Raw genomic sequence first — 25,839 nt, forward strand, 5'->3', positions numbered from 1 at the left:
CCCGGGTACGTCTCCCGGCGAGTCGCCACCGTACTAGGGAGTCGCCTTCCTTAGGCGCCTTCGAGGGTCCATGATGATCCGCCGTCGGACCACGACGGAGCGAGCCTACGGAGGGATCCCAGATGGGGCTGCGCGCGGGACAGGGCGTATTGCGCCGCAAACCGATCGAACACATCGAAGAGGCGGAGGGCCCGGCGAGCCAGCAGCTCACCCGGGTGCTGGGGCTGTGGCAGCTGACCGCCATCGGCGTCGGCGGCATCATCGGCGCCGGCATCTTCACGCTCGCCGGCACCGTCGCGAACGGCAAGGCCGGACCCGCGGTCCTGATCTCCTTCCTCGTCGCGGGCATCGCGAGCGCCGCGGCCGCCTTCTCGTACGCCGAATTCGCCGGGCTGATCCCGAAGGCGGGGTCGGCCTACACCTACGGCTACGCGGTGCTCGGTGAGGTGGCCGGGTGGTTCATCGGCTGGGACCTGCTGCTGGAGTACACCGCGATCGTCGCGGTCGTCGCGATCGGCATCTCGGGATATTTCAGCTTTCTTCTCGGTGAGCTGGGAGTCCACCTGCCCGCCTGGATGCTCGGCGCGCCGGGGACCGGGCCGGGGCACCGCGTCGACCTCTTCGCGGCGGCGCTCTGCCTCCTGATCGCCTTTCTGCTGACCCTGGGCATCAAGAACGCCGCGCGCTTCGAGACGATCGTGGTGGGGCTGAAGGTCCTGGTCGTCGTGATCGTGATCGCGGTCGGCTTCTTCCACATCAACACCGCGAACTACCACCCGTTCTTCCCGTTCGGGGTGAGCGGCGCCTTCACCGGTGCGGCCACCGTCTTCTTCGCGGTCTTCGGCTACGACGCGATGAGCACCGCCGCCGAGGAGTCCACCGACGCCCAGCGCCACATGCCGAAGGCGATCATGTACTCGCTGGCGATCTCGATGGTGCTGTACGTCCTGGCCTGCCTGGTGCTGACGGGCATGCAGAACTACAAGGACATCGACCCGGAGAGCGGCTTCTCGTCGGCGTTCAAGTCGGTGGGACTGCACGGTCTCGCGGACGTCATCGCGGTCGGCGCGATCATCGGCATCCTGACCGTCATGTTCACCTTCATGCTCGGGGTGACCCGGGTGTGGTTCTCGATGAGCCGGGACGGCCTGCTGCCGAAGTGGTTCGCCAAGACCAGCCCCACGCACCACGTGCCGACCCGGGTGACCTGGATCGTCGGGGCGGCCTCCGCGGTCATCGCCGGTTTCCTGCCGATCGGCGAGGCCGCCGAGCTGACGAACATCGGCATCCTGCTGGCGTTCGTGGTGGTGTGCGTGGCCGTCATCGTGCTCCGTTACAAGCGCCCCGAACTGCCGCGCACGTTCCGCACGCCGGGAATGCCGGTGGTGCCGGCGCTCGGGGTGGTGTTCTCCCTCTGGCTGATCACGTTCCTGGCGTGGCAGACCTGGGTGCGGTTCGTGGTCTGGTTCCTCATCGGCATGGTCATCTACTTCGGCTACTCCTACCGCCATTCGAACCTGGAACGCGCGGAGCGTGAGGGTGCCGGGGGCGAGGTGCGCTGAACCGCCGGGGCCGGTGGCCGCATCGGCCACCGGCCCCGGGACGGGGCTTCTTCAGGTCAGAAGACGAAGGGGCCCGGTGACTGCGGGGACGTGGCCTTGCAGGTGGCCGTGATCCCGAGGACGACGACCTTCAGGGAGGCGGCCTCCAGGCTGTCACCGGAGGCGACGGTGCCCTTGAGGGGTCCGGTGGAGACCGGGCCGCCGGCCGGGAGCGCCGGGTTGGCGTTGCCGGTGAACTCGGTCGTGCCGGAACCGTTCTTGGTGAGCGTCAGCGTGGACCGCACCGAATTCGCGCCGATGTTGATCGGCGAGGTGATGGCGGAGGTCGACACGCTGATGGTGGCGGCGGTGCCGTCCTGGGTGGCGGTGAGGGTGGCCGTACCGGAGCCGTACGAGCCGCAGTCGAAGGAGAGGGTGGCGGTGCCGGGGGTCACCGCGGTCGATGCCGGTGCCATCGCGAGGGTGCCGGCGGCGGCGATCGCGAGGCCGAGGGCGGTGCGTATGCCGGTGCCCGTGCGTAACGTGCCGGATCTGCGCTGCTTCATGGGGGGAAACCGCCTTCGTGAGGGGGGTGACAGGTCGTCCCCGCACGTTCCGGCCGGGGAACTGACAGGGGGTCAGCGACCTGGAATCGCGGACCATTGAGGCACGCGGCCCCGAAGAGAGCAAGGCACGCACACCATGATTTTTGACGTGCCCTCACCAAGCCACCGGGGCTTCCGCACCCCCTCACCCGCCCGGCAGCACCCTCCGCAGCCGCCCGCCCAGCCGGTGCCGCCACAGCCACCAGGGCAGCCGGCGGCGGGGCACGTACCCCCACAGGTCGTCGTCCGCCTCGCTGTCGCGCGGGCAGCGTCGCAGCAGGTCCAGGCAGCGGCGGTCGACGGTGCCGTGCAGCCGGGCGGTGTGGGCCAGGGCGACGAGCCCCTGGTGGCGGAGCCCGTGGTCCGACGACTCCAGGGCGCGTTCCAGGGTCCGGGCGACCCTGGGCAGGATCGCCGCCGGGTCGGGGTGGGTCAGCGCGAGCCCGATGACCGCCACGCCCAGCAGCTCCTCGCCGCGCTCGAAGGCGGCGTCCACCTCTTCCGGCCGGTCGGTGCCGAGCAGCGGCCCGCTCTCCCGCCAGTTCATGCCCCGGCCCGACGCGGCGCGGGCCAGCAGGAACTCCGCACGGCCGGCGGCCAGTTGGCGCGCGGGCGGCTCCGCACCGTCCGCACCTTCGGACGCGTGCCGCGCGACCAGTGCGAGGTAGTCCCAGATCCGCCCGGCGGCGTCCGTCTCCGCGCCCGGGATCTCCCGGCAGACCGCGTCCAGTCGGGGCTCCGACGGGCCCTGCGCATGGATCCGGGCGAACGCCTCACCGGGGGCGCCCAGGTCGCAGCGGCGGAGGAAGGCGAGCCGGACGGTGTCGGCGGCGGTCAGCTGGCCGTTCAGCCGGCCCCAGGCGAGTTCGGACGGCTCGATGGCCGCCGCGTAGCGGACGACGTCGACGGGGAGGGCGTGCACCGGGTGAGCCTAACGAGGTGCCCGTGCCGCGCCGTGGCCGCCCTCGTGATGCCTGCGCCGGCACCGCAGTTGGCGGCGCGGGCACTCTTGACGCGGACCTGACGCGCCCCAAGAATGAGCGCGCTCTGACAACGTTGTCGGACGAACCGGAGGTCCGGATTCATGCCATGGCCCAGTCGCAACCGGCTGCGTACCGCGGGCGCGGTGCTGGCGGCCGCGCTGGTCGGGGGCGGGCTCGCCGCGCCCGCCGCACAGGCCGCGCCGCCCGGCGGCCCCCTCACCGACCTGGTCAACCCCTTCATCGGCAGCCAGAAGGACGGCAACACCTATCCGGGCGCCGCGGTGCCGTTCGGCATGGTGCAGCTCTCCCCCGACACCGGCCACACCACCGGCTACGGCTACGACGACGACCACATCCGGGGCTTCAGCTCGGTGCACGTCTCCGGCGTCGGCTGCGGGCTCGGCGGCGACCTGCCGGTGCTGCCCACCACGGGCGACATCACCGAGACCGACGACGCCGCGTACGCGGCCGCCTTCCGCCACGACGACGAGTCGGCCCGGCCCGGCTACTACCGGGTCGGCCTGACCTCGTACGGCGGGATCACCGCCGAGCTGACCGCCACCGCCCGCACCGGCCGGCAGCGCTACACCTTCCCGGCCACCGACAAGGCCAATGTGCTGCTCAACGCCGGGCAGTCGCTGCACCGGACGGTCTCCACGAAGGTCGAGGTGCTGGACTCCCGCACCGTGCGCACCGCCGTCACCGGCCGCGGCTTCTGCCAGGACACCGCGCCGTACACCGTCTACACGATCACCCGCTTCGACCGGCCGTTCACCTCGTACGGCACCTGGGAGGGCGACACCGTCACGCCCGGGTCACGCGGGTCCACGGCGGGCGGCCGGCACGGCGCGTACGTCCGCTTCGACACCCGCGGGGACCGTACGGTCGAGGCGACCACGGCCCTCAGTTACGTCGACGCGGCGGGCGCGGCCCGCAACCTGCGCGCGGAGGGCGGGAGTTCGTTCGACCGGGCCAGGGCCGCGGCCGATGCCGCGTGGGAGCGGCGGCTGGCCCTGGTGCGGACGCAGGGCGGCAGCCGGACGCTGCGCCGGACGTTCTACTCCTCGCTCTACCGGTCGTTCCTGGCACCCAACCTCGGCAGTGACGTGGACGGCCGCTACACCGGCTGGGACCGCACGGTGCACCGGGTCTCGGAGTTCGGCGGCTCCGCCTACTACCAGAACTGGTCGCTGTGGGACACCTACCGCACCCAGGCCCAGCTGCTCGCGCTGCTGGCGCCGCGCGAATCGCGCGACATGGCGCTGTCGGTGCTGCGGATCGACAAGGAGGGCGGCTGGCTGCCCAAGTGGGGCTACGGCACGGTCGAGACGAACATCATGACCGGCGACCCGGTCACCCCGTTCCTCACCAACGCCTATCAGCAGGGGCTGCTGAAGGGCCATGAGGAGGAGGCGTACGCGGCGCTCAGGAAGAACGCCGACGGTGTGCCGCCGGCCGCGTCCCCGGCCGTCGGGCGGGAGGCGAACGCGGAGTACCTGAAGAACGGTTTCGCGCCGTACGTCAAGGGCCGCCCGCACCGCAAGCCCGGCGACTCGGACTTCGACCACGGCGCCTCGGCGACCCTGGAATACTCCCTGTCGGACGCGATGCTGGCGCAGATGGCCCGGGACCTGGGGCACACCGCGGACGCCGACCGCTATGCGGCCCGCGCGCAGAACTACCGGCGGATCTTCGACCCGTCGACCGGCTTCTTCCGGGCCCGGGACGAGCACGGCGCGTTCACCGGCCCGGCCGATCCGGCCAAGAGCGAGGGCTTCCACGAGGGCACGTCCTGGCAGTACCAGTGGCTGGTGCCGCAGGACCTGCCCGGGATGCTGCGGCTGATCGGCGGCCGGGACGCGGCGGACGAGCGGCTCGACGCGTTCTTCGCCTACCGGAAGCTGCTGGCGGATCCGGAGAAGACCGCCCGCGAGGTGTGGGTCAACGGGCCGTACGACTACTACAACGCGGACAAGTACAACCCGCAGAACGAACCGGACCTGATCGCTCCGTACACCTATCTGTCCACCGGCCGGCCGTGGAAGACGACGGACGTGGTGCATGCGGCGCTGACGCTGTTCACCGACGCGCCCAGCGGGATGACGGGGAACGACGACCTGGGGACGATGTCGGCGTGGATGGTGCTGTCGTCGATCGGGGTGTTCCCCGTGCAGCCGGGCACCGACACCTGGGGGCTGAGCACGCCGGTCTTCGACCGGGTGGAGCTGACGCTGGACCGGCGCTACTACCCCGCGGGGCACTTCACCATCACGGCGCCCGGTACGTCCACGTCGAAGCGCTATGTCCAGTCGGTCCGTCTGGACGGCGCCGACCGGGACCGTACGTACCTGACCACGGGTGAGCTGCGGAGCGCCCGCGCACTGGCCTTCCGGGTCGGTGCGGAGCCGTCCGGCTGGGGCACCGGCGAGCGGGCCGCGCCGCCGCCGGTGGGCACCGCGGCGCCGGGTGGTGCGGCCCGGCGGTGACGGCACCCCGTTCGCCCGCGGCCGGCGGCACGGCGCGCGGTCGCGGGCGGACGGGCGGCGAAGGGGGTGTGCGTGCCGCGGCGGGTGCGGGCGTCAGCCCTGCAGGGCCTGCCAGAACTCGTCGAAGGACATGGTGCCGTTCTGGTCGGTGTCCTTGGCCTTGATGACGGCCTCGGCGACCGGACCGGTGACGTACGGGTCACCCATCTCCGCCATCGCGTGCTTGAACTCGTCCGGCGTGACCTGGCCGTCGCCGTCCGCGTCGAACCGGTCGAACGTCGCCCTGGCCTCGTTGATGTCTGCCATGAGAGGTGCCCCCTTCGTGGTGCTGCGCAGTGCTGCGCGGTGGTGTTGCCTGGTGATCTGACCTGCGTACATTAGCGGACCGTCAAGAGGCGCCCGGGTGCCCCCTCCGCCGGGCCAGATAGCGGGCGGTGCGGCTGCCCTGGGCGGCGGCGACCGCGGCGGGAGTGCCCTCGGCCACGATCCGGCCACCTTCGGCGCCGCCGCCCGGGCCGAGGTCGATGACGTGGTCGGCGCCGGCGACCACGCCCATGTCGTGCTCGACGACCACGACGGTGTGGCCGGCGTCGACCAGGCCGTGCAGCTGACGCAGCAGCACCTCGGTGTCGGCGGGGTGCAGCCCGGTGGTGGGCTCGTCGAGCAGGTAGAGGGTGTGGCCGCGGCGGGTGCGCTGGAGTTCGGTGGCGAGTTTGATGCGCTGGGCCTCGCCGCCGGACAGTTCGGTCGCGGGCTGGCCGAGCCGGAGGTAGCCGAGGCCGACGTCCTGGAGGGTGCGCAGGCTGCGGGCGGCGGCCGGGACGTCGGCGAGGAAGTCGGCCGCGGTGTCCACGGTCATGTCGAGGACGTCCGCGACGGTGCGGTTCCGGTGGGTGATCTGCAGGGTTTCGCTGTTGTAGCGGGCGCCGTGGCAGGTGGTGCACGGCGCGTACGTGCCGGGGAGGAAGAGGAGTTCCACGGCGACGAAGCCCTCGCCCTGGCAGGTCTCGCAGCGGCCGGCGGCGACGTTGAAGGAGAACCGTCCGGCGGTGTAGCCGCGGGCCCGGGCCTCGTCGGTGGCGGCGAAGACCTTCCGCACCGCGTCGAACAGCCCGGTGTAGGTGGCGAGGTTGGAGCGCGGGGTGCGGCCGATCGGCTTCTGGTCGACCCGGACCAGCCGGTCGATCGCCGCCAGGCCGTCGGCGCCGGCGAGCCGGGCGCGGGCCATCGGTCCGGCCTCGGCCCCGGCGTCGGTGCCGTCCTCGGCGGCGTCGGTCCGGCCGGCGCCGAGGTGGTCCCCCACGGTCTCCGCGAGGACCCGGGTGACCAGCGTCGACTTCCCCGATCCGGAGACTCCGGTGACGGCCGTGAAGACGCCGAGCGGGAAGGCCGCGTCCAGTCCGCGCAGATTGTGCAGGGTGACGCCGCGCAGGGTCAGCGTCCCGGAGGGGGTGCGCGGGGTGCGCCGCGGGGGCGGTTCGGTGGCGAAGAGGTAGCGCCGGGTGGCGGAGGCCTCGGCGTCGGCGAGGGCGGCGACCGGACCGCTGTGCAGCACCTGTCCCCCGTGTTCCCCGGCGCGCGGGCCGATGTCCACGATCCAGTCGGCGTGCCGCACCACGTCCATGTCGTGCTCGACCACGAACAGCGTGTTCCCGGCGTCCTTGAGGCGGCCGAGGACGGTGAGCAGTGCCTCGGTGTCGGCCGGGTGGAGTCCGGCGGACGGCTCGTCGAGGACGTAGACGACGCCGAACAGGCCGGAGCGCAGCTGGGTGGCGAGCCGCAGCCGCTGGAGCTCGCCCGCGGACAGGGTGGGTGCGGGCCGGTCCATGCTGAGGTAGCCGAGGCCGAGTTCGGTGAGGACCTCGATGCGGGCCACGAGGTCGCGGGCGAGGGCCGGGGCGACCTCGTCGTCGGTGCGGGCGGCGGTGGGGCGGAGCAGCGCGGCGAGGGCGCCGAGCGGCAGGCCGGCGAGGTCGGCGATGTCGCGGCCCTCGAAGGTGACGGCGAGTGCCTCGGGGCGCAGCCGCCGTCCGGCGCACCGCGGGCAGGGCTCGGCGACCATGAAGCCCTGGACGCGCCGCCTGAGCGTCTCGCTCTTGGAGTCGGCGAAGGTGTGCAGCACGTAGCGGCGGGCGCTCATGTACTGGCCCTTGTAGGGGCGCTGGATGCGGCCGGCCTCGCGGACCGGGTGGACGGTGACGACGGGCTGTTCGTCGGTGAACAGGATCCAGTCGCGGTCGGCCTGCGGGAGTTCGCGCCAGGGCCGGTCGATGTCGTGGCCGAGGGTGGCGAGGATGTCGCGGAGGTTCTTGCCCTGCCAGGCACCGGGCCAGGCGGCGATGGCGCCCTCGCGGACGGACCGGTCGGGGTCGGGGACCAGGGACTGTTCGGTGACGCGGTGGACGGTGCCCAGGCCGTGGCATTCGGGGCAGGCACCGGCCGCGGTGTTGGGTGAGAAGGCGTCGGAATCAAGCCACTCCGCCATGCCTTCCGGGTAGTCGCCGGCACGGGAGAAGAGCATCCGCAGGGTGTTGGAGAGGGTGGTGACGGTGCCTACGGAGGAGCGGGAGGTGGGCGCGGAGCGCCGTTGTTCCAGTGCGACGGCCGGCGGCAGCCCGGTGATGTCCTCGACCTTGGGCGCGCCGACCTGGTGGATCAGCCGCCGGGCGTAGGGCGCCACCGACTCGAAGTAGCGGCGCTGGGCCTCGGCGTAGAGGGTGCCGAAGGCGAGCGAGGACTTGCCCGATCCGGACACCCCGGTGAACGCGACCAGCGCGTCCCTCGGGATGTCCACGTCGATGGTGCGGAGGTTGTGCTCACGGGCGCCGCGCACCCGTACGTACGAGTCGGCCATCCGTCCATGATCGGGCACGGTCCGCGGTGAACGGCGACGCGTCAGCCGGTGGCCGTCGCGGCGTCGATGCGCTCGCGGGCCTCCTCCCAGGGCAGCGGGGTGGCGACGACGGCCCGCAGCGCCCGGATCCGGCGCGGCGGCAGCCCGGCGGCGAGCACGCCGACCACGCGGCCCGCCCGGCCGTAGAGCGCGAGGACGCGGCGCCCGGCCCGGTCGAGCACCGGGGTTTCGACCCGGTCGGCCCCCGCGGTCGGTCCGTACGCCTGGATCTTGAGGTCGTACTGGTCCGACCAGAAGTACGGGACCGGGGCGAACGGGCGGCGTTCCTGGGGGTCGGCGCCGTCCGCGGCCAGTTCGGCGAGCAGGTTGCGGGCGGCGGCCATGCCCTGTTCGGTGGCGTTCATCCGGTGCTCGATGCGCAGCGGGCGGCCGTGCACCGGGTGCTCCCAGCGGGCCACGTCACCGGCGGCGTAGATGCCGGGGGCGGCGGCGCAGTACGCGTCGCAGCGCAGCCCGTCGGTGGTGTCCAGGGCCGGGTCGTCGCCCAGCCAGCCGACGGCGGGGGTGGACCCGATGGCGACCAGCACGGTGTCGGCGGGCAGCCGGGTGCTTCCCCGTCCCCCGGCGGCTACGCCCCCATTGCCGGGGGGACCCCCACCGGCTACGCCCCCGTCGGCCAGCCGGACCGCGCTGACGGCGGTGCCCTCGGTGTCGAAACCGTCCACCACGCCGGTGCGCAGGATGACGCCGCGGGCCCGGTGCTCCTCGGCGAGCAGCTCCCCGACCGCGGTGCCGACGGCGGCGGCCATGGGCACCGGGTCCGGGCCGACGAGGGTCACCTCGTGGCCCAACTCCCGTGCCACCGCGGCCGCTTCGCATCCCAGTACGCCGTTGCCGACGATCACGAGGCGGCGGCCACCGTCGGCCAGCCGGCCGCGCAGCGCCAGTGCGTCGTCGAGGGTGCGCAGGGTGTGTACGCCGGTGAGCGCGTCCGCGCCGGGCAGCGTACGGGCCGCGACCCCGGTCGCGATGATCACACCGGCGCAGTCGAGCCGCTCGCCGTTGTCCAGCGTGAGGGTGCGGGCGGCCACGTCGAGACCGGTGGCCCGGGTGCCGAGCCGCAGGTCGAGGCCGAGCGGGGCGAGCTGTTCCTCGGTGCGCAGCAGCAGCCGCTCCGGGTCCCAGGTGCCGTGCAGCAGCTGTTTGGACAACGGCGGCCGGTCGTAGGGGAGATGGGGCTCGTCACCGATGAGCGTGAGCGGGCCGGTCCAGCCGAAGCGGCGCAGCGCCTCGGCCGCGGCGAGGCCGGCCGCGGAGGCACCGACGACGGCTATCGGAGTGGTCACGCCTGGACCTCGATGACCGCGGCCGGGCAGACGGCGGCGGCCTCGCGGACCGCGTCGTACCGGTCGGCCGGCGGTTCGGCGTCGAGCAGCACCACGACGCCGTCCTCGTCACGCTGGTCGAAGACCTCGGGGGCGATCAGTACGCACTGGCCGGCGCCGCAGCACTTGTCGGCGTCGAGGGTGATCTTCATGGCGATTCTCCGTGGGGATGGGTGAGTTGCGGGTGGCACGGATTGCCGGTCTACCAGGTGACGGGCAGGGCATGGCAGCCATAGATCGACATGTCGGTACGGAACGGGATCTCCTCGACCGGTACCGCGGGCCGCATCGCCGGGAAGCGGTGCAGCGACGTACCGAGGACCGCCCGGAGTTCGACCCTGGCCAGGACCTGGCCACCACGACGCCCTCGCCGGCCCGGATGAGGTGCCCCTCGTCAGCGCGCTCAGCCCGAGCATGCGGGCGGTGCTCTCGTGCCGGTCGGCACGACCTCCCTGGCGGCGACCAACTCATCACGACAGACACGCAGTTCACGTCGCGCGCCCTCCCGCTCACCGTCGATGACGGTGCGCGGGACAGGACGGCCTCACCGACCCATCGTCAGCCCGTCCTCCGCGGCGCCCCGGCTCAGCACCGCCGCACCGATCCGGTTCCGGACGTCGCGGTGCGCGCCGGTCCGGGCGAGGTTCCGCACCCGGATCCGGGGGCCCTGTTCGGCGAGCTGCGGGACGTAGGCGGCCTCGGTGACCCGCCAGCGCCCGCCGGGCCGCTCGGGCGGCGCGAACCGGAAGCGGGCGAGGGTGCCCCAGTTGCCGCGCGGCTGCCTCATCGCACCGGAGACCTGGTCGCCGAGTCCGTAGACGACCCAGGTGCCGTTGACCTTCTCGTACGGCTGCGGGGTGTGCGCATGGGTGCCGACGATCAGGTCGATGTCGGGCCGGCCGTCGGTCTCGGCGGCGGTGAGCGCCCGGGCCAGCGCGAGCTGCTCCTCGTCCGGGGCGGTCCGGTACTCGGTCCCCCAGGCGGGACTGACGACCACGACGTCCGCACCGGCCCGGCGGGCCGCCCGGGCATCGGACACGATCGTCTTCTCCTCCAGCAGGTTCACCGCCCAGGGCGCGTCGTCGATCGCCCCTCCCTCCTCGATGCCGTCGGTGTACGACAGATGGGCGACCCGCGCCCCACCGGGGGCCCGCAGCAGCACCGGACGCGCGGCCTCGGCACCGTCCCGGGCCGACCCGGGGTGCCGCAACCCGACCGTGTCCAGCGCGTCCAGGGTCCGGCGGATCCCTGGCAGCCCCTGGTCCAGGACGTGATTCGACGCGGTCCCGCAGGAGTCGTAGCCGGCCGCCTTGAGCGCGGTGGCGATCTGCGGCGGCGACTGGAGGAGCGGGTACCCGGTGAACGGCCCGTCGAGCGGCCCGAGCGGCGCGTCCAGATGACACAGCGCCACATCGGCCCCGGAGACGACCGGTGCCACGCCCTTGAGCATCGGCCGGAAGTCGTAGCCGTAGCCGTCGAGGGGCGCGTCCTCCTGCGCGGTGTCCAGCACCTCGGGGTGGGTGGGGATCACGTCCCCCGCGGCGACGAGCGTGAACGACCGCGGAGCCGCGCGCTCGCCCACCCGGGCCCGCGCGGACGGACGGACCTCCCCACCCGTCCGCGCCCCCGAGCCGGACGCCTCCGCGCCGGGGCCGCGCCGCGTCACCGAACGCCCGGCCCCACAGCCCGCGGCCAGCGCACCGGCCAGCGCGCTGGCCAGCACACCGGCCACGCACGTCCGACCGATCGCCGCGTACCGCCCATATCTGCCCATACCTGACAGATATCATGCGCTTTCGAGTACCTGGCGCTTTGCGGTGCCTCCCACGTACCCGTCTGCGGCGCCGCGGGGCTTGCTCGCCGTTGCGCTTTGCGGCGCCCCGCACGTACCTGTCTGTCCCGCCGCGGGGCTTGCTCGCCGTTGCGCCTGGCGGCGGGCGTTTGTTTGTCGGGTGCGGTGCCGGCCCTCCAGACTTCGTCCTCCGGTCCAGCCCCTCCCGTGGTGGGGAGTTTCTCAGCTGGTTGGGGGCGGGCCTGGCCTGTTGCCTGCGGGCGTGTGGGCATTACGTGCACCCCCACCGTCCTTAACTTCCCCCCTCACGGGAGGGGACGGGCCGGAGGACGAAGTCTGGAGGCCCGGCACCGCACCCGACAACAACCCAGCCCGCCGCAGGCGCAACGGCGAACAAGACCCGCGGCGGGACGGCCAGGTACGTGCGCGGCGCCGCAAAGCGCGCAACGGCGAGACGACCCACGGCGGGACGGCCGACTACGTGGGGGGAATAGCATCCGCTGGACGAGGATCCGGCACGGCTCCTGGCCTGGTCGGTGGCGCGTGGGGTGGAGAGCGCCCTGTGGTGCGCGGCGCACGACGATGTGGGCGGCGGGGAAAGTGAGTTGACGAAGGCTCAGGTGTTGGCAGAGCTGGCCGGATTGTGACGGACTGATCCGGCCATCGGGTGCCGGACAGCCTCTAGGGTCGGACGTATGAGTGCGCGTGGGGAGCGGGAACCGGTTCATGTGACGGTGTGGGACGAGGCGACGCCCGGGGCGCCGCGGGTGCTGCTGGTGCACGGCACCATGACCTGGGGGACGGAGTGCTTCGCCGGGCAGCGGCCGCTGGCCGAGATGTTCCGGCTGGAACTGGTCGACCGCCGCGGCTTCGGGGACAGTCCGGACATCGCCCGAAGCGACTACGACACGGACGCCGAGGACGTTCTCCAACTCCTCGGGCACGGGGCGCACCTCGTGGGGCATTCGTACGGCGCGGCCGCCGTGATGCTGGCCGCGTCCGCGCGTCCGGAGGCGGTGCAGTCGCTCACCCTGATCGAGCCGGCCCCGCTCCGTACCGCGGCCGGACATCCCACCGTGGCGGCCGCGGTGCGGCGGATCCGGGAGGCGTTCGGCGGGTTCGACGCCGCCCGGATGGACCCGGAGGTGTATCTGCGGGTGTCCACCGAGCCGTACGGGCTGCCGGTGCCCGAGCCGACACCGCGGATGCTGCGCGCGGCGCGGTCGGCGATGCGCGAACGGCCCGTGTGGGACGCCGCGTTGCCGCTCGGCCCGCTGACCGCCGCCGCGCTGCCCAAGGTCGTCATCAACGGCACCTGGGAGACCGCGCATCCGGAGTACCGGGAGTTCACCGGCGCGGCGCTGGCCGCCTGCGGGGAGTACCTCGCCGAGGCGATCGGCGCCCGCCACGTCCAGGTGAGCGGCGCCGCGCACGCACCGCACCAGGAGCGTCCCGACGAGGTGAACGCGGTGCTCACCCGGTTGTGGCAGAGCTGACCGGGAGGTCTCCCGCACGGGAGGGTCCATGGGGTCGGGCGCGGCTCAGGCGACCTCGATGCCGTACTCCTGCACCAGGGCGGTGAGGCCGCCGGGGTAGCCCTTGCCGCCGATGACGAAGTCCCAGTCGCCGCCGGCCCGTTGCCGGAAGGAGCCGAGGACCAGTGCGGTCTCGCCGCGCCGCCCGTCGGAGACCACCAGCTGTCCCTGCTCCTCCCCCGCGGCGTCCAGCAGCCGGATCCGGGCGTCGGTGAAGCCGGCGAGGTCGGCGTCGGGGTTGGCCTGGGGGTCGACGGCGGCGACCAGGACCAGCCGGTCGGCGTCCGGCGGCAGTCCCTCGAAGTGCACCCGCACCGCGGCCCGGTCGGGGGCGGTGGCGGGCAGCATCCGTACCGAACCGTCCGGTGTGCACGGGTTGTTGTAGAAGACGAAGTGGTCATCGCTGAGCACGGTGGTCCCCTTGCAGACCAGGGCGCAGACGTCGAGGGCCACATCCCCTGACCAGGTCATGCCGAGGACGTTGTGGTCCGGTGTCCCGCCGGAGGAGGTGGCGGGGGCGGGCGCGCCGTCGGGCTCGGCGGCGGCGCCGGGGGCGGGCGTGCCGAGGCGGCCGCGGAGACCGTAGCGGCCGAGCAGGTCGACGAGTTCGGGGCCGGCGATCAGACTGAGCGGTTTGCCGTTGGCGAAGGTGTGCGCGCCGGGGCCGAAGCGGGAGGTGGTCACCAGCACGCCCTTGTTGGCGCCTTCGGACTGGACCGTGCCGTAGAGGTCGCGGACCGCGGTGGGCGGGACGGTGTTGCGGTAGCGCTTGACCTGCACGACGATCTTGCCGCCGCGGATCGGGTCGGGGTCCAGCGCGTCCACGTCGACCCCGCCGTCGCCGGACCGCTGGGTGGTGACGGCCTGCATGCCCATCGCGCGGAACAGTTCCGCGATGAGGTTCTCGAAGGCGATCGGGTCCATCTCGTAGAGGTCCGGCTCGGTCTCGCCGCCGTGCGAGACGACCGTGCCCGCACCGCCGACGTCGTCCGGCAGCCGTCCGGGCCGTACCGCCGTGCGCTGGTCCGGCCGGGCGGCGAGCTGTCCGCGCAGGCCGTCGGTCAGGCACTCCACGGCGCTGACCCGGTCGAGGTGGAGGGCGTCGAAGGCGGCGCGCGGGGCCATGACGGTGGCGAGGTACACCTGCGCGGGGCGGCCGGTCGCCGGGTCGACGTCGTCCACGAAGCCGTTGAGCGCCACCGAGTCCAGCGCCCCGTAGGTGTCGGCGGCGAAGAGGTCCCGCAGGACCAGCAGCATGCTCTGGGCCAGCACGTCGCGGTAGAGCGCCCGGCGCTGGGCGGCCGGCCGGGCGGTCTCCTTCTCCTGGTCGGCACCGGCCTGGTACCGGACGGCCTTGGTCTCGGGGACGACGGTGTAGCCGGGCAGCTCCCAGTCCAGGACGAGCTGGCGGGCGGTCGGTTCGTAGGCGGCGGTGACCCGGCGGGGGAACCCCTCCGGCCAGGCGGTGGAGGCGTAGAGCGCGGCGGAGAAGTACTCGACGGCGGCCTCGGCGTCGCCGTTGCCGAGGCCGGTCAGCAGTTCCTCTATGCCGGCGTTGTGCTGCCGGATCCCGTCCAGCGCGCCGGCGGCCCACTGGTCGTACTGCCGGCGGTAGGCCGCGAGTTGGTTCTGCCGCTGGTGTTCGGCGGACTGCGCGGCGTACCAGTCCTGTTCGTACCGGGCGCGGGCCTCCTCCTGGGCGCGGTCGCGGCGGGCCGCGCCCAGGTGCCAGCCGCCGGGGGGCGCCTGGTAGCGGGCGGGGTCGGGCATCGGTACGGGGGTGGCGAGGGCGCCCGGCGCGAACTCCTCGATGCGCTCGGGGCGCAGCAGCGCGGCGGCGGTGAACGCCGGGGCCCGGCAGCCGTCGGCGAGCAGGCCGGTGAGCGCGGCGACCCGGGCGTCCAGTTCCTCGGTCCGGCGGCGGGCGTCCGCCTCGCGCTGCTGCCGGTAGGCCGCCTGGCGTTCCCGGTGCAGCCGCGCCATGGCCCGTTCGGCGTCCCGGGCCTGCCGTTCCTGGTCGCGCTGTGCCTGGGCGTACGCGCGGCGCTGGGCTTCCTCCCGGCGCTGCTGCTGGCGCTGCGCCTCGGCCCAGACGGCCATTAATCCATGGGAACGGCGGCTCATGTCGACTCTTCGTCCTCCCCCCGGGGCGGCGGCCCCCCGGAACCCTGTGGAAGCGGTTTCACCAGCGTTGTTGTGGCTGACCGTCGCAGTCGACTCTAGCGGGAGCGGGTGCCGGGGCGGTGGGGGGACGAGACGATTCCGACGAGGGGGAGGTGACGCGGGGGGTGTCGCCGGCGCGGGGAGAGCGCTCAGGCGGCGGCCCGCCTCGTGGTGGCGGTCGCCGAGACGTCGTAGTCGGCGGCGACCCCGGGCACCAGGACGCAGTCGCCGTCGATGTGCCGGGTGCGCAGCGGCAGGATCTCCTGGTAGGCGGGCGAGTCGTACCAGGCCCGCGCCTCGTCGATGCCGGGGAACTCGATGACGACGACGAAGCCGGGCCACTCGCCCTCCCGCACCTCGACCTGGGCGTCGTGCACCCGGAACCGCCCGCCGAAGGGGTCCAGGGTCGGCTGGATCCGGTCCAGGTACGCGGCGGTGTCCGGGTGCGGGGAGGTGGGGCGGAGGTGGGCGATGGCGAACGCGCTCATGGGGCGGCCTTCCCGTGGAAGCGGGGATGATGACGCCGCCCACGCTTCCAGGCCGCCGCCGCGGGATCGATTACCTCGGAGGTCATCCGCCTGCCGGGAATCCGGATCCTCAGATCGCTCCCCCGTGCTCGGCCCAGTACGGGTCCCGCAGCCGGCGTTTGAAGAGCTTGCCGGACTCGTCGCGCGGCAGCCGCTGTTCGAAGACGACGGCCCGCGGGACCTTGTAGCCGGCGAGCCGCTCCGCGACGTGGCCGCGTACCGCTTCGGCGGTGAGCCGTACGCCCGGCTCGGTCTCCAGGTGTGCGGCGAGGACCTCGCCGAACTCCTCGTCGGGGATGCCGAACACCGCGGCGTCCCGCACCCCGTCCAGCGCCAGCAGCGCGGCCTCGATCTCCGCGGGGTAGATGTTGACGCCGCCGGAGATGACCATGTCGTTGCGGCGGTCGCTCAGGTAGAGGTAACCGTCCGCGTCGAGGTGGCCGATGTCGCCGATGGTGACGTAGCCGGGCAGGCCCGGCGCCTCCATGGCGGCGCGTTTGTCCGGGTCCCCCAGGTAGGTGAACTGCGGCCAGTCCTCGGACGGTTTGAGGTAGATGTCACCGGTGGCGCCGGGCGGCAGCGGCTGCCCGTCGCGGTCGAGGACGGCGACCTCGCCGGTCCCGCTCGCCCGGCCGACGGTGCCGGGGTGGGCCAGCCACTCCGCGCTGTCGCACCACGTCACCGCGCCGGTCTCGCTGCCGCCGTAGTACTCCCGGAGGACCGGTCCCAGCCAGTCGATCATGGCGTGTTTCACATGCGGCGGACAGGGCGCGGCGGCGTGCACCACCGAGGTGAGCGACGACAGGTCGTAGCGCTCGCGGACGTCCTTGGGGAGCCGCAGCAGCCGTACGAACATCGTGGGCACGACCTGTACCTGCTCGATGCGGTGCCGCTCGACCAGGCGCAGGAACTCCTCGGCGTCGAAGCGCGGCATCAGCGTGATGTCGAGGCCGGCGGCGAGCGCGAGGACGGCGTGCTGGCTGGGGGACGCGTGGTAGAGCGGGGCGGGGATCAGCGTACGGCCGCCGGGGGCCACCGCGAAGTACTCCAGGAACCGCTGCACCCCCTCGGCGAGCCGGTCCGGTGCGACGGGGGCGCGCAGAACTCCCTTGGGACGCCCGGTGGTTCCGGAGCTGTAGATGACGGTGGGCGGGCGTTCCGCTGCGGGCCGGTCCAGCGGCTCGTGGCCGGCCAGCCACTCGTCGAGCAGTGGGTGCGCGCCGGTGGGCGGCGACGCGGTGATGCCACAGGCGGCCGCCACCCCGGCGGGCACCGCCACCTCGACGAGGCGGACGCCCTCCGGCAGCACGGCGGCCACCCGGTCCAGCAGGTCGGTGTGGACGAAGACCACCTTGCTGCCGCTGTCGGTGAGGACGTGCCGCAGGTCGTCGTGGCGGAAGTGCCAGTTGACCGGGACCGCGGAGGCGCCGAGCAGGGCGGCACCGGCGGTGATCTCCAGATGCGCGGGCTCGTTGCGGAGGACCACGGCGATCCGGTCGCCCGGCCCGACTCCCGTCTCCCGTAAGCCGTTGGCGATCCGTGCCGCGCGGTCGGCGAACTCCGGGTAGCCGCGCTCCTGCCCCGCACAGCGGATGGCGGGGGTACCGGCGGCGGGCGGGGCGACGGCTTCCATGGGACCTCCAGTGGCTGCGGCCGGTCGGCTCATTGAACAGCCAACCGCGCTGGTCCACCAGGTCGCGGGGCGCCCGAGCGGCCCGGCGGGACGTCCGACCGTACGCATCTCGGCCAACCACCGGCGACTCCTTTGCTCCGATCAATAAGTCCACCAGGATCCATCGGAGGCGTCACGAGCGCCCGCATCCCTCCAGTGCTCCGATGTTTGTCGTGTCCGGGGGGTTCCGGTCGCGGGGCCGGGCCTGCACCATGCGGGAGGACACGGGAGGCGCGCGCCCGGTTCGCCGACGGGACCATCCGACCCGAGGGAGCGAACGATGCACAGCCGCAGAAGACCGTTCCGGAGACCGGGAGTCGTGGTGGCGCTGGCCGCGCTGCTGCTGGCGGCGGCGGGCGGCCCGGGGGCCGCCGCCGCGCCCCCGCCGCGGCCCGCCGAGGGGCCCGGGACCAACCACGCGACCGACGACCCGTTCACCTCGCCGCGCACCGCGTGGTGGCGCACGGACCGCTTCGGGATGTTCATCCACTTCGGCGCGTACGCGAACCTGGAGGGCGAGTACACCCGGCCGGACGGCACGGTCTGCCGCAACGCGGAGTGGATCGAGCGCGAATGCGGCATTCCGCGGGCGGAGTACGAGAAGCAGGCGGCCACCTTCAACCCGTCCGGCTTCGACGCCGAGGCGATCGTCCGGGCCGCCAAGGACGCCGGGCAGCGCTACCTCGTCATCACCGCCAAGCACCACGACGGCTATGCGATGTGGCCGACCCGGCAGAACACCTGGAACCTGCGGGACCACTCCGCCTTCGATCAGCGCCGTGACCTCCTCGCCGAGCTGAAGCGGGCCGCCGACGCCGCCGGCATCCGGCTCGGCTTCTACTACTCGATCTGGGACTGGCACGACCCGGACTTCGCCGACCCGACGACCTTCCCGCGGTACAAGAAGCGGATGTACGGCCAGCTCGCGGAGCTGATCGAGAACTACGACCCGGCGCTGCTGTGGTTCGACGGCGAGTGGGACGCGGACCGCCCCACCAACCGCTGGTCCCGACAGGACGGCGCCGAACTCCAGGCGTATCTGCACCGGTTGAAGCCGGACCTGATCGTCAACAACCGGGTCGGCAAGCGCGACGTGGTCGACGGTGACTTCGGCACACCGGAGCAGGAGATCCCCGCCGAGCCGGTGGACGGCCAGCTGTGGGAAAGCTGCATGACGCTCAACGACCACTGGGGATACGCCCGTTACGACAGCAACTGGAAATCGCCGGCGACCGTCGTCCGCAATCTGCTGGACGTGGCGAGCCGGGGCGGCAACTACCTGCTGAACGTGGGCCCCGACCGGCTCGGCCGGATCCCGCAGCCGGCCGTCGACCGGCTGCGGGAGACCGGCCGCTGGCTGGCCGCGCACGGGCAGGGCGCCGCGGTGTACGGCGCCGGGCACACCGGACTGGTCGCCGCCCCGCCGTGGGGCGCGGTCTCCCGGCGCGGCGACGAGCTGTACGCCTCGGTCACGTCGTGGCCCGCGGCCGGGAGGCCGCTCCATCTGACCGCGCGGGCGCCCTTCCGGATCACGGCGGCCCGGGTGCTGGGCAGCGACCGGCCGGTGACGGTGGTCCCGGCCGGCGACGGCTACGACCTCACGCCGTCGGGACCGGCCCCCGATCCGCTGGCCGGCGTCCTCCGGCTGACGATCGAGCCGCCGCCCGGGGCGCCGGCCGGCACCGGCACCGGGCTGACCGCACGGAGCTGGGCGAACGACTCCTTCACCGGCCCGCCCGCGGTGACCGGCATCGACCCGACGGTGAACAAGTCCTACCGCTTCGACGGCTCACCCGACCCCGGCATCCCCGCCGATCACTTCAGCACCCGCTGGACCGGCTCCCTGCAGCCGCGCTTCGACGAGACGTACACCCTCACCACCGTCTCGGACGACACCGTGCGGCTGTGGCTCGACGGCAGGCTGCTGATCGACCATGCGACGCCGCACGGCCCGACGGTGGACAAGGCCACCGTCGCCCTGAAGGCCGGTCACCGGCACCGCGTCCGGATCGACTACACGGAGCGGACCGGTGAGGCGCACATGAAGCTGCTGTGGTCGAGCCCGAGCCAGACCCAGCAGATCGTGCCGCAGCGCCGGCTCTACCCGGACTGATCCCGGCCGCGCGGCCCGCGCGACGCCGGTGCGCCCGCCGTCCGCGGCGCCTGACCGGGCGTCGGCCCTGACCCTGGAGGGGTTACCCCAAGGGTCAGGGCCGACGTCCGAGCGGTCAGTCGATGCCGCGGAAGATGTGCGGCTCGCCGGGATCGTCGTCACAGCCGGCCAGCCGCACCGGCCCGCAGCGGTCCCAGACTTCGAGGTTACGGACTTCCTTGATCCGACCTGGTCGCTCGCCCGCCCGCTTCAGCCGGGGTTGCTTGGGTTGAACCTTGTGCACAGCCACCACGCACTCCTTCATCGAGGTATTGGTCCGACGCGGTGGCGCCTCGCTTCACAGAGCGGGAAGTCGACCAAGGTTTGTGGCGTTCCCGCGACGGGCCAATGGTGTTGGCGTCTCCCAGATAGGTCGTCCGTCGACCCTCAGGGTAACTACGGCACTCGCGCCGCGCTCGACGTTTTCCGGCGAGATGGTCATGTCGCCGGAAGGCGGGAAGAGCACCCCGTTGGGAAAACGGGACGGCGCCCTTGGGAAATCGGGACGACGCCCTCGGGACAAGGGGATGACGCCACGGAAATGTGATGCACCTCATACACCCGAATGGCTCCCAGGTTGCTGCATTTGCCCCGATCCGTACGCTGGAGAGTGACTGCCGAGAGACCGCGCGGACGGAGTGTTCCCGGGTGCGCGGCGGCAGTGCTACCCATGGGCGGGTGGCATGGTTCTCGGATTCCGGTTACTGGCTCGGCCGGCTGGTCTTCCAGCGGCTGCTGGCCGTTCTCTACCTGCTCGCGTTCCTCGCGGCGCTTCGGCAGTTCCGGGCGCTCATGGGGGCGCGCGGGATGCTGCCGGTGCCCGAGTACGTGGCACGGGTGCCGTTCCGCGCGGCGCCCTCGGTGTTCCACTGGCGCTACTCGGACCGCCTCTTCGCGGGCTGGTGCCGGTGCGGGATGGTGCTGTCGGCGGCGGTGGCGGCGGGGGTCGCGGACGCCGTGCCGCTCTGGGCGTCGATGGTGCTGTGGGCCGTGCTCTGGGCGCTGTACCTGTCCATCGTGAACGTCGGGCAGACCTGGTACAGCTTCGGCTGGGAATCGCTGCTGCTGGAGTCGGGCTCCCTGGCGGTGTTCCTCGGCAACGCCGACACCGCACCGCCGGTGCTGATCATGTGGCTGCTGCGCTGGGTGCTGTTCCGGGTGGAATTCGGCGCAGGCCTGATCAAGATGCGCGGTGACCGCTGCTGGCGGGACCTGACCTGCCTCTACTACCACCACGAGACCCAGCCGATGCCCGGCCCGCTGAGCTGGTTCTTCCACCATCTGCCCAAGCCCCTGCACAAGGTCGAGGTGGCCGCCAACCATTTCGCCCAACTCGGCCTGCCCGTCCTGCTGTTCACCCCGCAGCCGATCGCCGGCTGGGCCGCCGCCGCGATGGTCGTCACCCAGCTGTGGCTGGTGCTGTCCGGCAACTTCGCCTGGCTGAACTGGGTCACCATCGCGCTCGCCGCGTCCGTCGCCGCCCCCCTGTGGGCGCGGCCCGATGCGCCGCTGCCCGCCCCTCCGCTGTGGTTCGAGGTCCTGGTCCTGATCGCCACCGCCGGCGTCGCCTGGCTCAGCTACCGCCCGGCCCGCAACCTGCTCACCCGGCAGCAGATGATGAACACCTCCTACGAGGCGCTGCACCTGGTCAACTCCTACGGCGCCTTCGGCAGCATCACCCGGGTGCGCCGGGAGATCGTCATCGAGGGCACCGCGGACGCGGTGACCGGGCCCGGGACCACCTGGCAGGCGTACGAGTTCCACGGCAAGCCGGGCGACGTGCGCCGGGTGCCGCGCCAGTTCGCGCCGTATCACCTGCGGCTGGACTGGCTGATGTGGTTCGCCGCGCTGTCCCCGGCCTACGCACGGTCCTGGTTCGTACCGCTCGTGGCGCGGCTGCTGGAGAACGACCGGGACACCCTGCGGCTGCTGCGCACCAATCCGTTCCCCGACCTGCCGCCGGCCCGGATCCGGGCCCGGGTCTTCCGCTACCGCTTCACGACCTGGCGGGAACTGCGGGAGACCGGAGCGTGGTGGCATCGGACCGAGGAGCGGGAGTTCCTGGCGCCGATCGGGCGGTCAGCTCTGTCCGGAAGGCGATGACCATGGCGCGCGCATGGCGCAGCCCTATGCGGGCGAACTCCTTCTCCAGCACGGTGAGTTCGGCCAGCGTCTCGTCCAGGTCGCGGCCGAGCCGGGCGCGGGACTTGGCCAGCCCCAGCCGGGACAGCGCCTCCCCGCGCGGCTCCTGCATCGCGCGGAACTCCCCCAGCGAGAGGGTGTAGGTGTCCCGGGCCGCGGCGTAACGGCCCGCGCGGTACAGCACGTTGCCGCGCATCTTGTGGTTGTAGGCGAGCGCGCTGGCCAGGTCCATCCGGCGGCAGACCGCCTCCGCCTCGGACAGCAGCGTGAGCGCCCGCTCGGTCTCGCCCCGCACCGACAGCACATCGGCGACCCCCCGCAGCGACCAGGCGCGGCCCCGCGCGTCATCGCCCTCCTCGGCTATCCGGGCGGACTCCTCGAAGAGCTCCAGGGCCTTGTCGTGGTCGCCGGTGTTGCGGTGCATCTGGGCGATGCCGGACATCGCCCAGACCGTGTGCCGGGTCTCGCCGTGCGCCCGCGCCTGGGCGAGCAGCTGCTCGTGGAGCTCGGCGACCGCGGCGTAATCGCCTTGTATGCGGCCGGTCTCGGCGAGTCCGGCGAGCGCGTAGCCGTGCGCGAGGCGGTCGCCGCCGCGGTCGGCCAGCGCGACGGCGTGGGTGAGCAGCCGGCGGGCCAGCGGCAGCGTGCCGCACTGGCGGGCCAGCGTGCCGCCGCTCCACAGCGCCCAGGCCATGGCGCCGGCGTCACCCGCGCTCCGGGCACTGCGGTAGCTCTCCCGCCAGGCGTCGTTGGCCTCATCGACCCGGCCGAGCCGCCGGTTGGCCTCGGCGACCGCGAGCCCGGCCCGGGCCCGCTCCAGCGCCGTGCCCGCCTCGGCGCGCGCCCGGCTCGCCGTGGCCAGCACCTCTTCGTAGGACGAATTCACGCCCAGTGCCGCGCCCAGCTCGCCCTGATATTCCGGTGCGAACGCCTTGCCGTACATCAATCCGGGACCTCTCGATCATTTCCGTGCTTGATCACGAAAGTACGAGCGATCGGGGGTCCGGCGAATCAACCCACGTATGGGTCCTTCCGTACAACTGGAGTGCTACGCAAGGGGTGCTTGGTCATCTTGGGGATGTAGGGGTTCCTCAGGGTCGAACCCTGACGGGGCAAGCCGCGCATGCGATCCCCTGCCGTTGCACCCTGCGCAATTCGGGTTGCAGCTCTTGCCGACGCGGGCGGGGCGGGCCACCCTGCTCCCATGACGGAAGCGCGCACGGATTCGCGTACGGGGGCGGCGGCCGGACCCGGGATCGGCCGCCGCCGGTTCCTCGGCACCGTGGCGGCGGGGGTGGCCGCGGCCGCCGGTGCGGGGGTGCTGACCGTCGGCGACGCGGCGCCCGCCCGGGCCGGACGCCCGGCCGCCCGCCGTCCGCACGGCCCCCGCCCGCTCTTCCTGGGCACCTACACCTCGAAGGAGGGCGGCGGCACCGGCATCGGCCTGGCCACGTACGACACCTCGACCGGCGGGATCACCGCCACCGGCGTGGTCACCGGCGTCCCCGACCCCTCCTACCTCGCCCTCGCCCCGTCCGGCCGCACCCTCTACGCGGTCGACGAGCAGCAGGACGGCCAGGTGACCGCCCTCGCGCTCGCCCCGGACGGCCCGCCCACCGTGCTGGGCGCCCGGTCCACCGGCGGGGCCGGCCCCTGCCATCTGTCGGTGCACCCCGGCGGGCGCTGGCTGCTGAGCGCCAATTACCTCTCGGGCAGCGTGGCCGTCCACCCGATCGACCGGGCCACCGGAGCCCTCGGCGCGCGCACGGACCTGGTCACCCACAGCGCTCCCCCGCCCGGCCCCGGCCAGGACGGACCGCACGCCCACCAGATCATCACCAGCCCCGACGGCCGCCACGTCCTCGCCGTCGACCTCGGCAACGACACCGTCTACAGCTACCGGCTCGACCCCACGGCCGGAAAACTGACCCAGGTGTCGGCGGCGTCCCTGCGCCCCGGCGCCGGCCCGCGGCATCTCACCTTCCACCCCACCGGCGACTTCGCCTATCTGGCCAACGAAGTGGACAACACGGTGGTGGTCTGCGGCTACGACCGCCGGACCGGACGGCTGACACCCGGCGCACCGCAGTCCACCGGGACCGGCCCCGGCACCAGCTATCCGGCCCAGATCCTGGTCACCGCCAACGGGCGCTACGCGTTCCTCGCCAATCGCGGCCACAACAGCCTCACCCGTTACGCCATCACGTCGGGCGGCGCGCGGCTCGTGCTGCTGGACACCGTGCCGGTGGGCGGCGACTTCCCCCGGCAGATCGCCTTCTCCCCGGACGAGCGGTGGCTCTTCGCGGCCAACCAGAAGTCCGGCACGGTCACGGTCTTCTCCGTCACGGCCCGCACCGGGACCCTGACCCCCGTAGGAGAACCCTTCGCCGCGCCCCTCCCCGTCTGCGCCCTCCCCCTCTGAACGCCCGGCCCCGCCCCGCGCTCTCGTCCGCCCGCTCCGAAACACCGCGGCAACAGCCCCGCAGGGTTGGCCGATTAGCGTCGCCCCCCATGAGCGCGAAGGCAGCAGCGGGGAAAGCGACACCGCACACCGCCCCGGCGGAACAGGCAGACCGGACGGACCGGACCGAGCAGACGGAGCAGACGGAACGAAGCGGTCTCCGGCACACCCTCAAGCGCCGCCACATGCAGTTGATCGCGCTGGGCGGGGTCATCGGCGCCGGGCTGTTCGTGGGCAGCGGGGTCGTCATCCGGTCCACCGGCCCGGCCGCCGTGCTCTCCTTCCTGGCGGCCGGCACCCTGACCGTACTGATCATGCGGATGCTGGCCGAGATGACCGTGGCCCGCCCCGCACTGGGGTCCTTCTACGCCCATGTCCGCGAGACCCTGGGACCGCGTGCCGGGTTCGCCGTCGGCTGGCTGTACTGGTACTTCTTCGTGATCGTGGTCGCCGTGGAGGCGGTGGCGGGCGGCCGCATCGTCCAACTCTGGCTGCCCGGCGCGCCGTTGTGGGCGATCAGCCTGGTCCTGATGGCGCTGCTGACCGCCACCAACATGGTGTCGGCGCGCTCCTACGGGGAGTTCGAGTACTGGTTCTCGTCCGTCAAGATCCTCGCGATCGTCGTCTTCCTCTTCCTCGGCGCGCTGTACGTACTGGGGCTCTGGCCGCACGCGCACGGCGGGCTGGCCCTGCTCACCTCGCACGGCGGGTTCGCCCCGGCAGGGCTCGGCGCGGTACTGACCGCCGTGGTGCCCTGCATCGGCTTCTTCACCGGCGCGGAGATCGTGACCATCGCGGCGGCTGAGTCGGTCGAGCCGGAGCGGGCGGTGGCGGACGCGATCCGTTCGATCGTCCTGCGGGTGGTGGCGTTCTACGTCCTGTCGGTCTTCCTGGTGGTGGCGGTGGTGCCGTGGACCTCGAAGGCGATCGAGGTCAGTCCCTACGCGGCGGTGCTGGACCGGCTCGCGGTGCCGGCGGCCGGCACGGTCATGAACGCCGTGGTCCTCGTCGCCGTGCTCTCCTGCCTCAACTCCGCGCTCTACACGTCCTCCCGGATGCTGTTCGCCCTCACCCGCAACGGGGACGCGCCCCGCGGCATGAGCAAGGTCAGCGCGAGCGGGGTGCCCCGCCGGGCGCTGCTCGCCGGCACCTCGGTCGGCTACCTGTCGGTGATCGCCGCGTGGATCTCCCCCGATGTCGTCTTCACGTTCCTGATCAACTCCTACGGCGCCATCGCCCTGTTCGTCTATCTGGCGATCGCCGTGGCCCAGCTCCGCCTGCGCCGCACCCTGGAACGCACCGAGCCGTCCCGCCTCACCCTGAAGATGTGGCTCTTCCCCTGGCTCAGTCGCCTCACGGTCGCCCTGCTCAGCCTGGTGATCCTCACCATGGCGTTCCTCCCCACCACCCGCCCCCAGTTCTGGCTCAGCCTGCTGACGGTCGCCGTGGTCCTCACCGCCTACGAAGTCCGCCGCCGCCGGGGGACGCGGGACGCCGCCTGACCTGCGAACGGGATTCCTTCCTTACGGCCGGTTTACCAC

At 72.9% G+C, this 25,839-nt stretch carries 19 protein-coding genes; 7 read left to right on the forward strand and 12 right to left on the reverse strand.

The window, feature by feature from the left end; translation table 11 throughout:
* Positions 1 to 122 precede the first annotated feature (122 nt).
* Entirely contained in the window at positions 123 to 1,562 is a 1,440-nt protein-coding gene (locus OJ254_RS26950) for an amino acid permease (protein ID WP_265364450.1), read from the forward strand.
* A gap of 56 nt (positions 1,563 to 1,618) precedes the next feature.
* Here OJ254_RS26950 and OJ254_RS26955 read toward each other — a convergent pair whose 3' ends face one another.
* Both OJ254_RS26955 and OJ254_RS26960 read right to left on the reverse strand, forming a co-directional pair.
* Positions 1,619 to 2,107, reverse strand: a complete 489-nt coding sequence (locus OJ254_RS26955; RefSeq protein ID WP_265364451.1) for a hypothetical protein — start codon at positions 2,105 to 2,107, stop codon at positions 1,619 to 1,621.
* 184 nt (positions 2,108 to 2,291) lie between these two features.
* On the reverse strand, positions 2,292 to 3,068 hold the full coding sequence (locus OJ254_RS26960) for a hypothetical protein (RefSeq protein WP_265364452.1): 777 nt from the start codon (positions 3,066 to 3,068) through the stop codon (positions 2,292 to 2,294).
* 162 nt (positions 3,069 to 3,230) lie between these two features.
* Between OJ254_RS26960 and OJ254_RS26965 the strand changes: the two genes are divergently transcribed.
* Complete coding sequence (locus tag OJ254_RS26965) at positions 3,231 to 5,615, forward strand: GH92 family glycosyl hydrolase (protein ID WP_265364453.1); 2,385 nt, start codon at positions 3,231 to 3,233, stop codon at positions 5,613 to 5,615.
* Positions 5,616 to 5,708: 93 nt separating this feature from the next.
* Here the strand turns inward: OJ254_RS26965 and OJ254_RS26970 are convergent, their stop codons facing one another.
* The 5 genes from OJ254_RS26970 to OJ254_RS26995 form a co-directional block, all read right to left on the reverse strand.
* Positions 5,709 to 5,921, reverse strand: a complete 213-nt coding sequence (locus OJ254_RS26970) for an EF-hand domain-containing protein (RefSeq protein ID WP_265364454.1) — start codon at positions 5,919 to 5,921, stop codon at positions 5,709 to 5,711.
* An 82-nt stretch (positions 5,922 to 6,003) separates the two neighbouring features.
* Positions 6,004 to 8,469: an excinuclease ABC subunit UvrA gene (gene uvrA, locus OJ254_RS26975; RefSeq protein WP_265364455.1), complete on the reverse strand. Its 2,466-nt coding sequence runs from the start codon at positions 8,467 to 8,469 to the stop codon at positions 6,004 to 6,006.
* A 41-nt stretch (positions 8,470 to 8,510) separates the two neighbouring features.
* Entirely contained in the window at positions 8,511 to 9,815 is a 1,305-nt protein-coding gene (locus OJ254_RS26980; protein WP_265364456.1) for an NAD(P)/FAD-dependent oxidoreductase, read from the reverse strand.
* A complete protein-coding gene (locus OJ254_RS26985; RefSeq protein WP_265364457.1) occupies positions 9,812 to 10,006 on the reverse strand; it encodes a ferredoxin in 195 nt (64 codons plus the stop codon). The genes OJ254_RS26980 and OJ254_RS26985 overlap by 4 nt, the downstream gene beginning before the upstream one ends.
* A 392-nt stretch (positions 10,007 to 10,398) precedes the next feature.
* A complete protein-coding gene (locus tag OJ254_RS26995) occupies positions 10,399 to 11,628 on the reverse strand; it encodes a CapA family protein (RefSeq protein ID WP_265364458.1) in 1,230 nt (409 codons plus the stop codon).
* Positions 11,629 to 12,341: 713 nt separating this feature from the next.
* Between OJ254_RS26995 and OJ254_RS27000 the strand changes: the two genes are divergently transcribed.
* Positions 12,342 to 13,142 (forward strand): alpha/beta fold hydrolase, encoded by an 801-nt coding sequence (locus OJ254_RS27000; protein WP_265364459.1) that lies wholly within the window; start codon positions 12,342 to 12,344, stop codon positions 13,140 to 13,142.
* Positions 13,143 to 13,187: 45 nt separating this feature from the next.
* Here the strand turns inward: OJ254_RS27000 and OJ254_RS27005 are convergent, their stop codons facing one another.
* The 3 genes from OJ254_RS27005 to OJ254_RS27015 form a co-directional block, all read right to left on the reverse strand.
* On the reverse strand, positions 13,188 to 15,305 hold the full coding sequence (locus tag OJ254_RS27005) for a restriction endonuclease (RefSeq protein WP_423835968.1): 2,118 nt from the start codon (positions 15,303 to 15,305) through the stop codon (positions 13,188 to 13,190).
* Between the two features lie 188 nt (positions 15,306 to 15,493).
* The gene (locus OJ254_RS27010; RefSeq protein WP_265364461.1) at positions 15,494 to 15,832 is read right to left on the reverse strand and encodes a DUF1330 domain-containing protein; all 339 of its coding nucleotides are present in this window, start codon (positions 15,830 to 15,832) and stop codon (positions 15,494 to 15,496) included.
* 109 nt (positions 15,833 to 15,941) lie between these two features.
* Positions 15,942 to 17,504 carry an AMP-binding protein gene (locus tag OJ254_RS27015; RefSeq protein ID WP_265364462.1) on the reverse strand — a complete coding sequence of 521 codons (1,563 nt, stop codon included), beginning with the start codon at positions 17,502 to 17,504 and terminating at the stop codon, positions 15,942 to 15,944.
* Positions 17,505 to 17,823: 319 nt separating this feature from the next.
* Between OJ254_RS27015 and OJ254_RS27020 the strand changes: the two genes are divergently transcribed.
* The gene (locus OJ254_RS27020) at positions 17,824 to 19,656 is read left to right on the forward strand and encodes an alpha-L-fucosidase (protein ID WP_265364463.1); all 1,833 of its coding nucleotides are present in this window, start codon (positions 17,824 to 17,826) and stop codon (positions 19,654 to 19,656) included.
* A 115-nt stretch (positions 19,657 to 19,771) separates the two neighbouring features.
* Here OJ254_RS27020 and OJ254_RS27025 read toward each other — a convergent pair whose 3' ends face one another.
* On the reverse strand, positions 19,772 to 19,945 hold the full coding sequence (locus tag OJ254_RS27025) for a hypothetical protein (protein WP_261957581.1): 174 nt from the start codon (positions 19,943 to 19,945) through the stop codon (positions 19,772 to 19,774).
* A gap of 428 nt (positions 19,946 to 20,373) precedes the next feature.
* Here OJ254_RS27025 and OJ254_RS27030 point away from each other — a divergent pair, with 428 nt between their 5' ends.
* Entirely contained in the window at positions 20,374 to 21,798 is a 1,425-nt protein-coding gene (locus OJ254_RS27030) for a lipase maturation factor family protein (protein WP_265364464.1), read from the forward strand.
* Here OJ254_RS27030 and OJ254_RS27035 read toward each other — a convergent pair.
* Entirely contained in the window at positions 21,692 to 22,780 is a 1,089-nt protein-coding gene (locus tag OJ254_RS27035) for a tetratricopeptide repeat protein (protein ID WP_265364465.1), read from the reverse strand. The two genes, OJ254_RS27030 and OJ254_RS27035, sit on opposite strands and share 107 nt — an antisense overlap.
* Before the next feature lie 261 nt (positions 22,781 to 23,041).
* On the opposite strand from OJ254_RS27035, the gene OJ254_RS27040 reads away from it, so the two are divergent.
* Positions 23,042 to 24,259 (forward strand): lactonase family protein, encoded by a 1,218-nt coding sequence (locus OJ254_RS27040; protein ID WP_265364466.1) that lies wholly within the window; start codon positions 23,042 to 23,044, stop codon positions 24,257 to 24,259.
* An 89-nt stretch (positions 24,260 to 24,348) separates the two neighbouring features.
* Positions 24,349 to 25,800 carry an amino acid permease gene (locus tag OJ254_RS27045; protein ID WP_265364467.1) on the forward strand — a complete coding sequence of 484 codons (1,452 nt, stop codon included), beginning with the start codon at positions 24,349 to 24,351 and terminating at the stop codon, positions 25,798 to 25,800.
* The last annotated feature ends 39 nt before the right edge of the window (positions 25,801 to 25,839 follow it).

The sequence above is a fragment of the Streptomyces endophytica genome (genome assembly GCF_026153355.1).
GTDB lineage: Bacteria > Actinomycetota > Actinomycetes > Streptomycetales > Streptomycetaceae > Streptomyces > Streptomyces endophytica.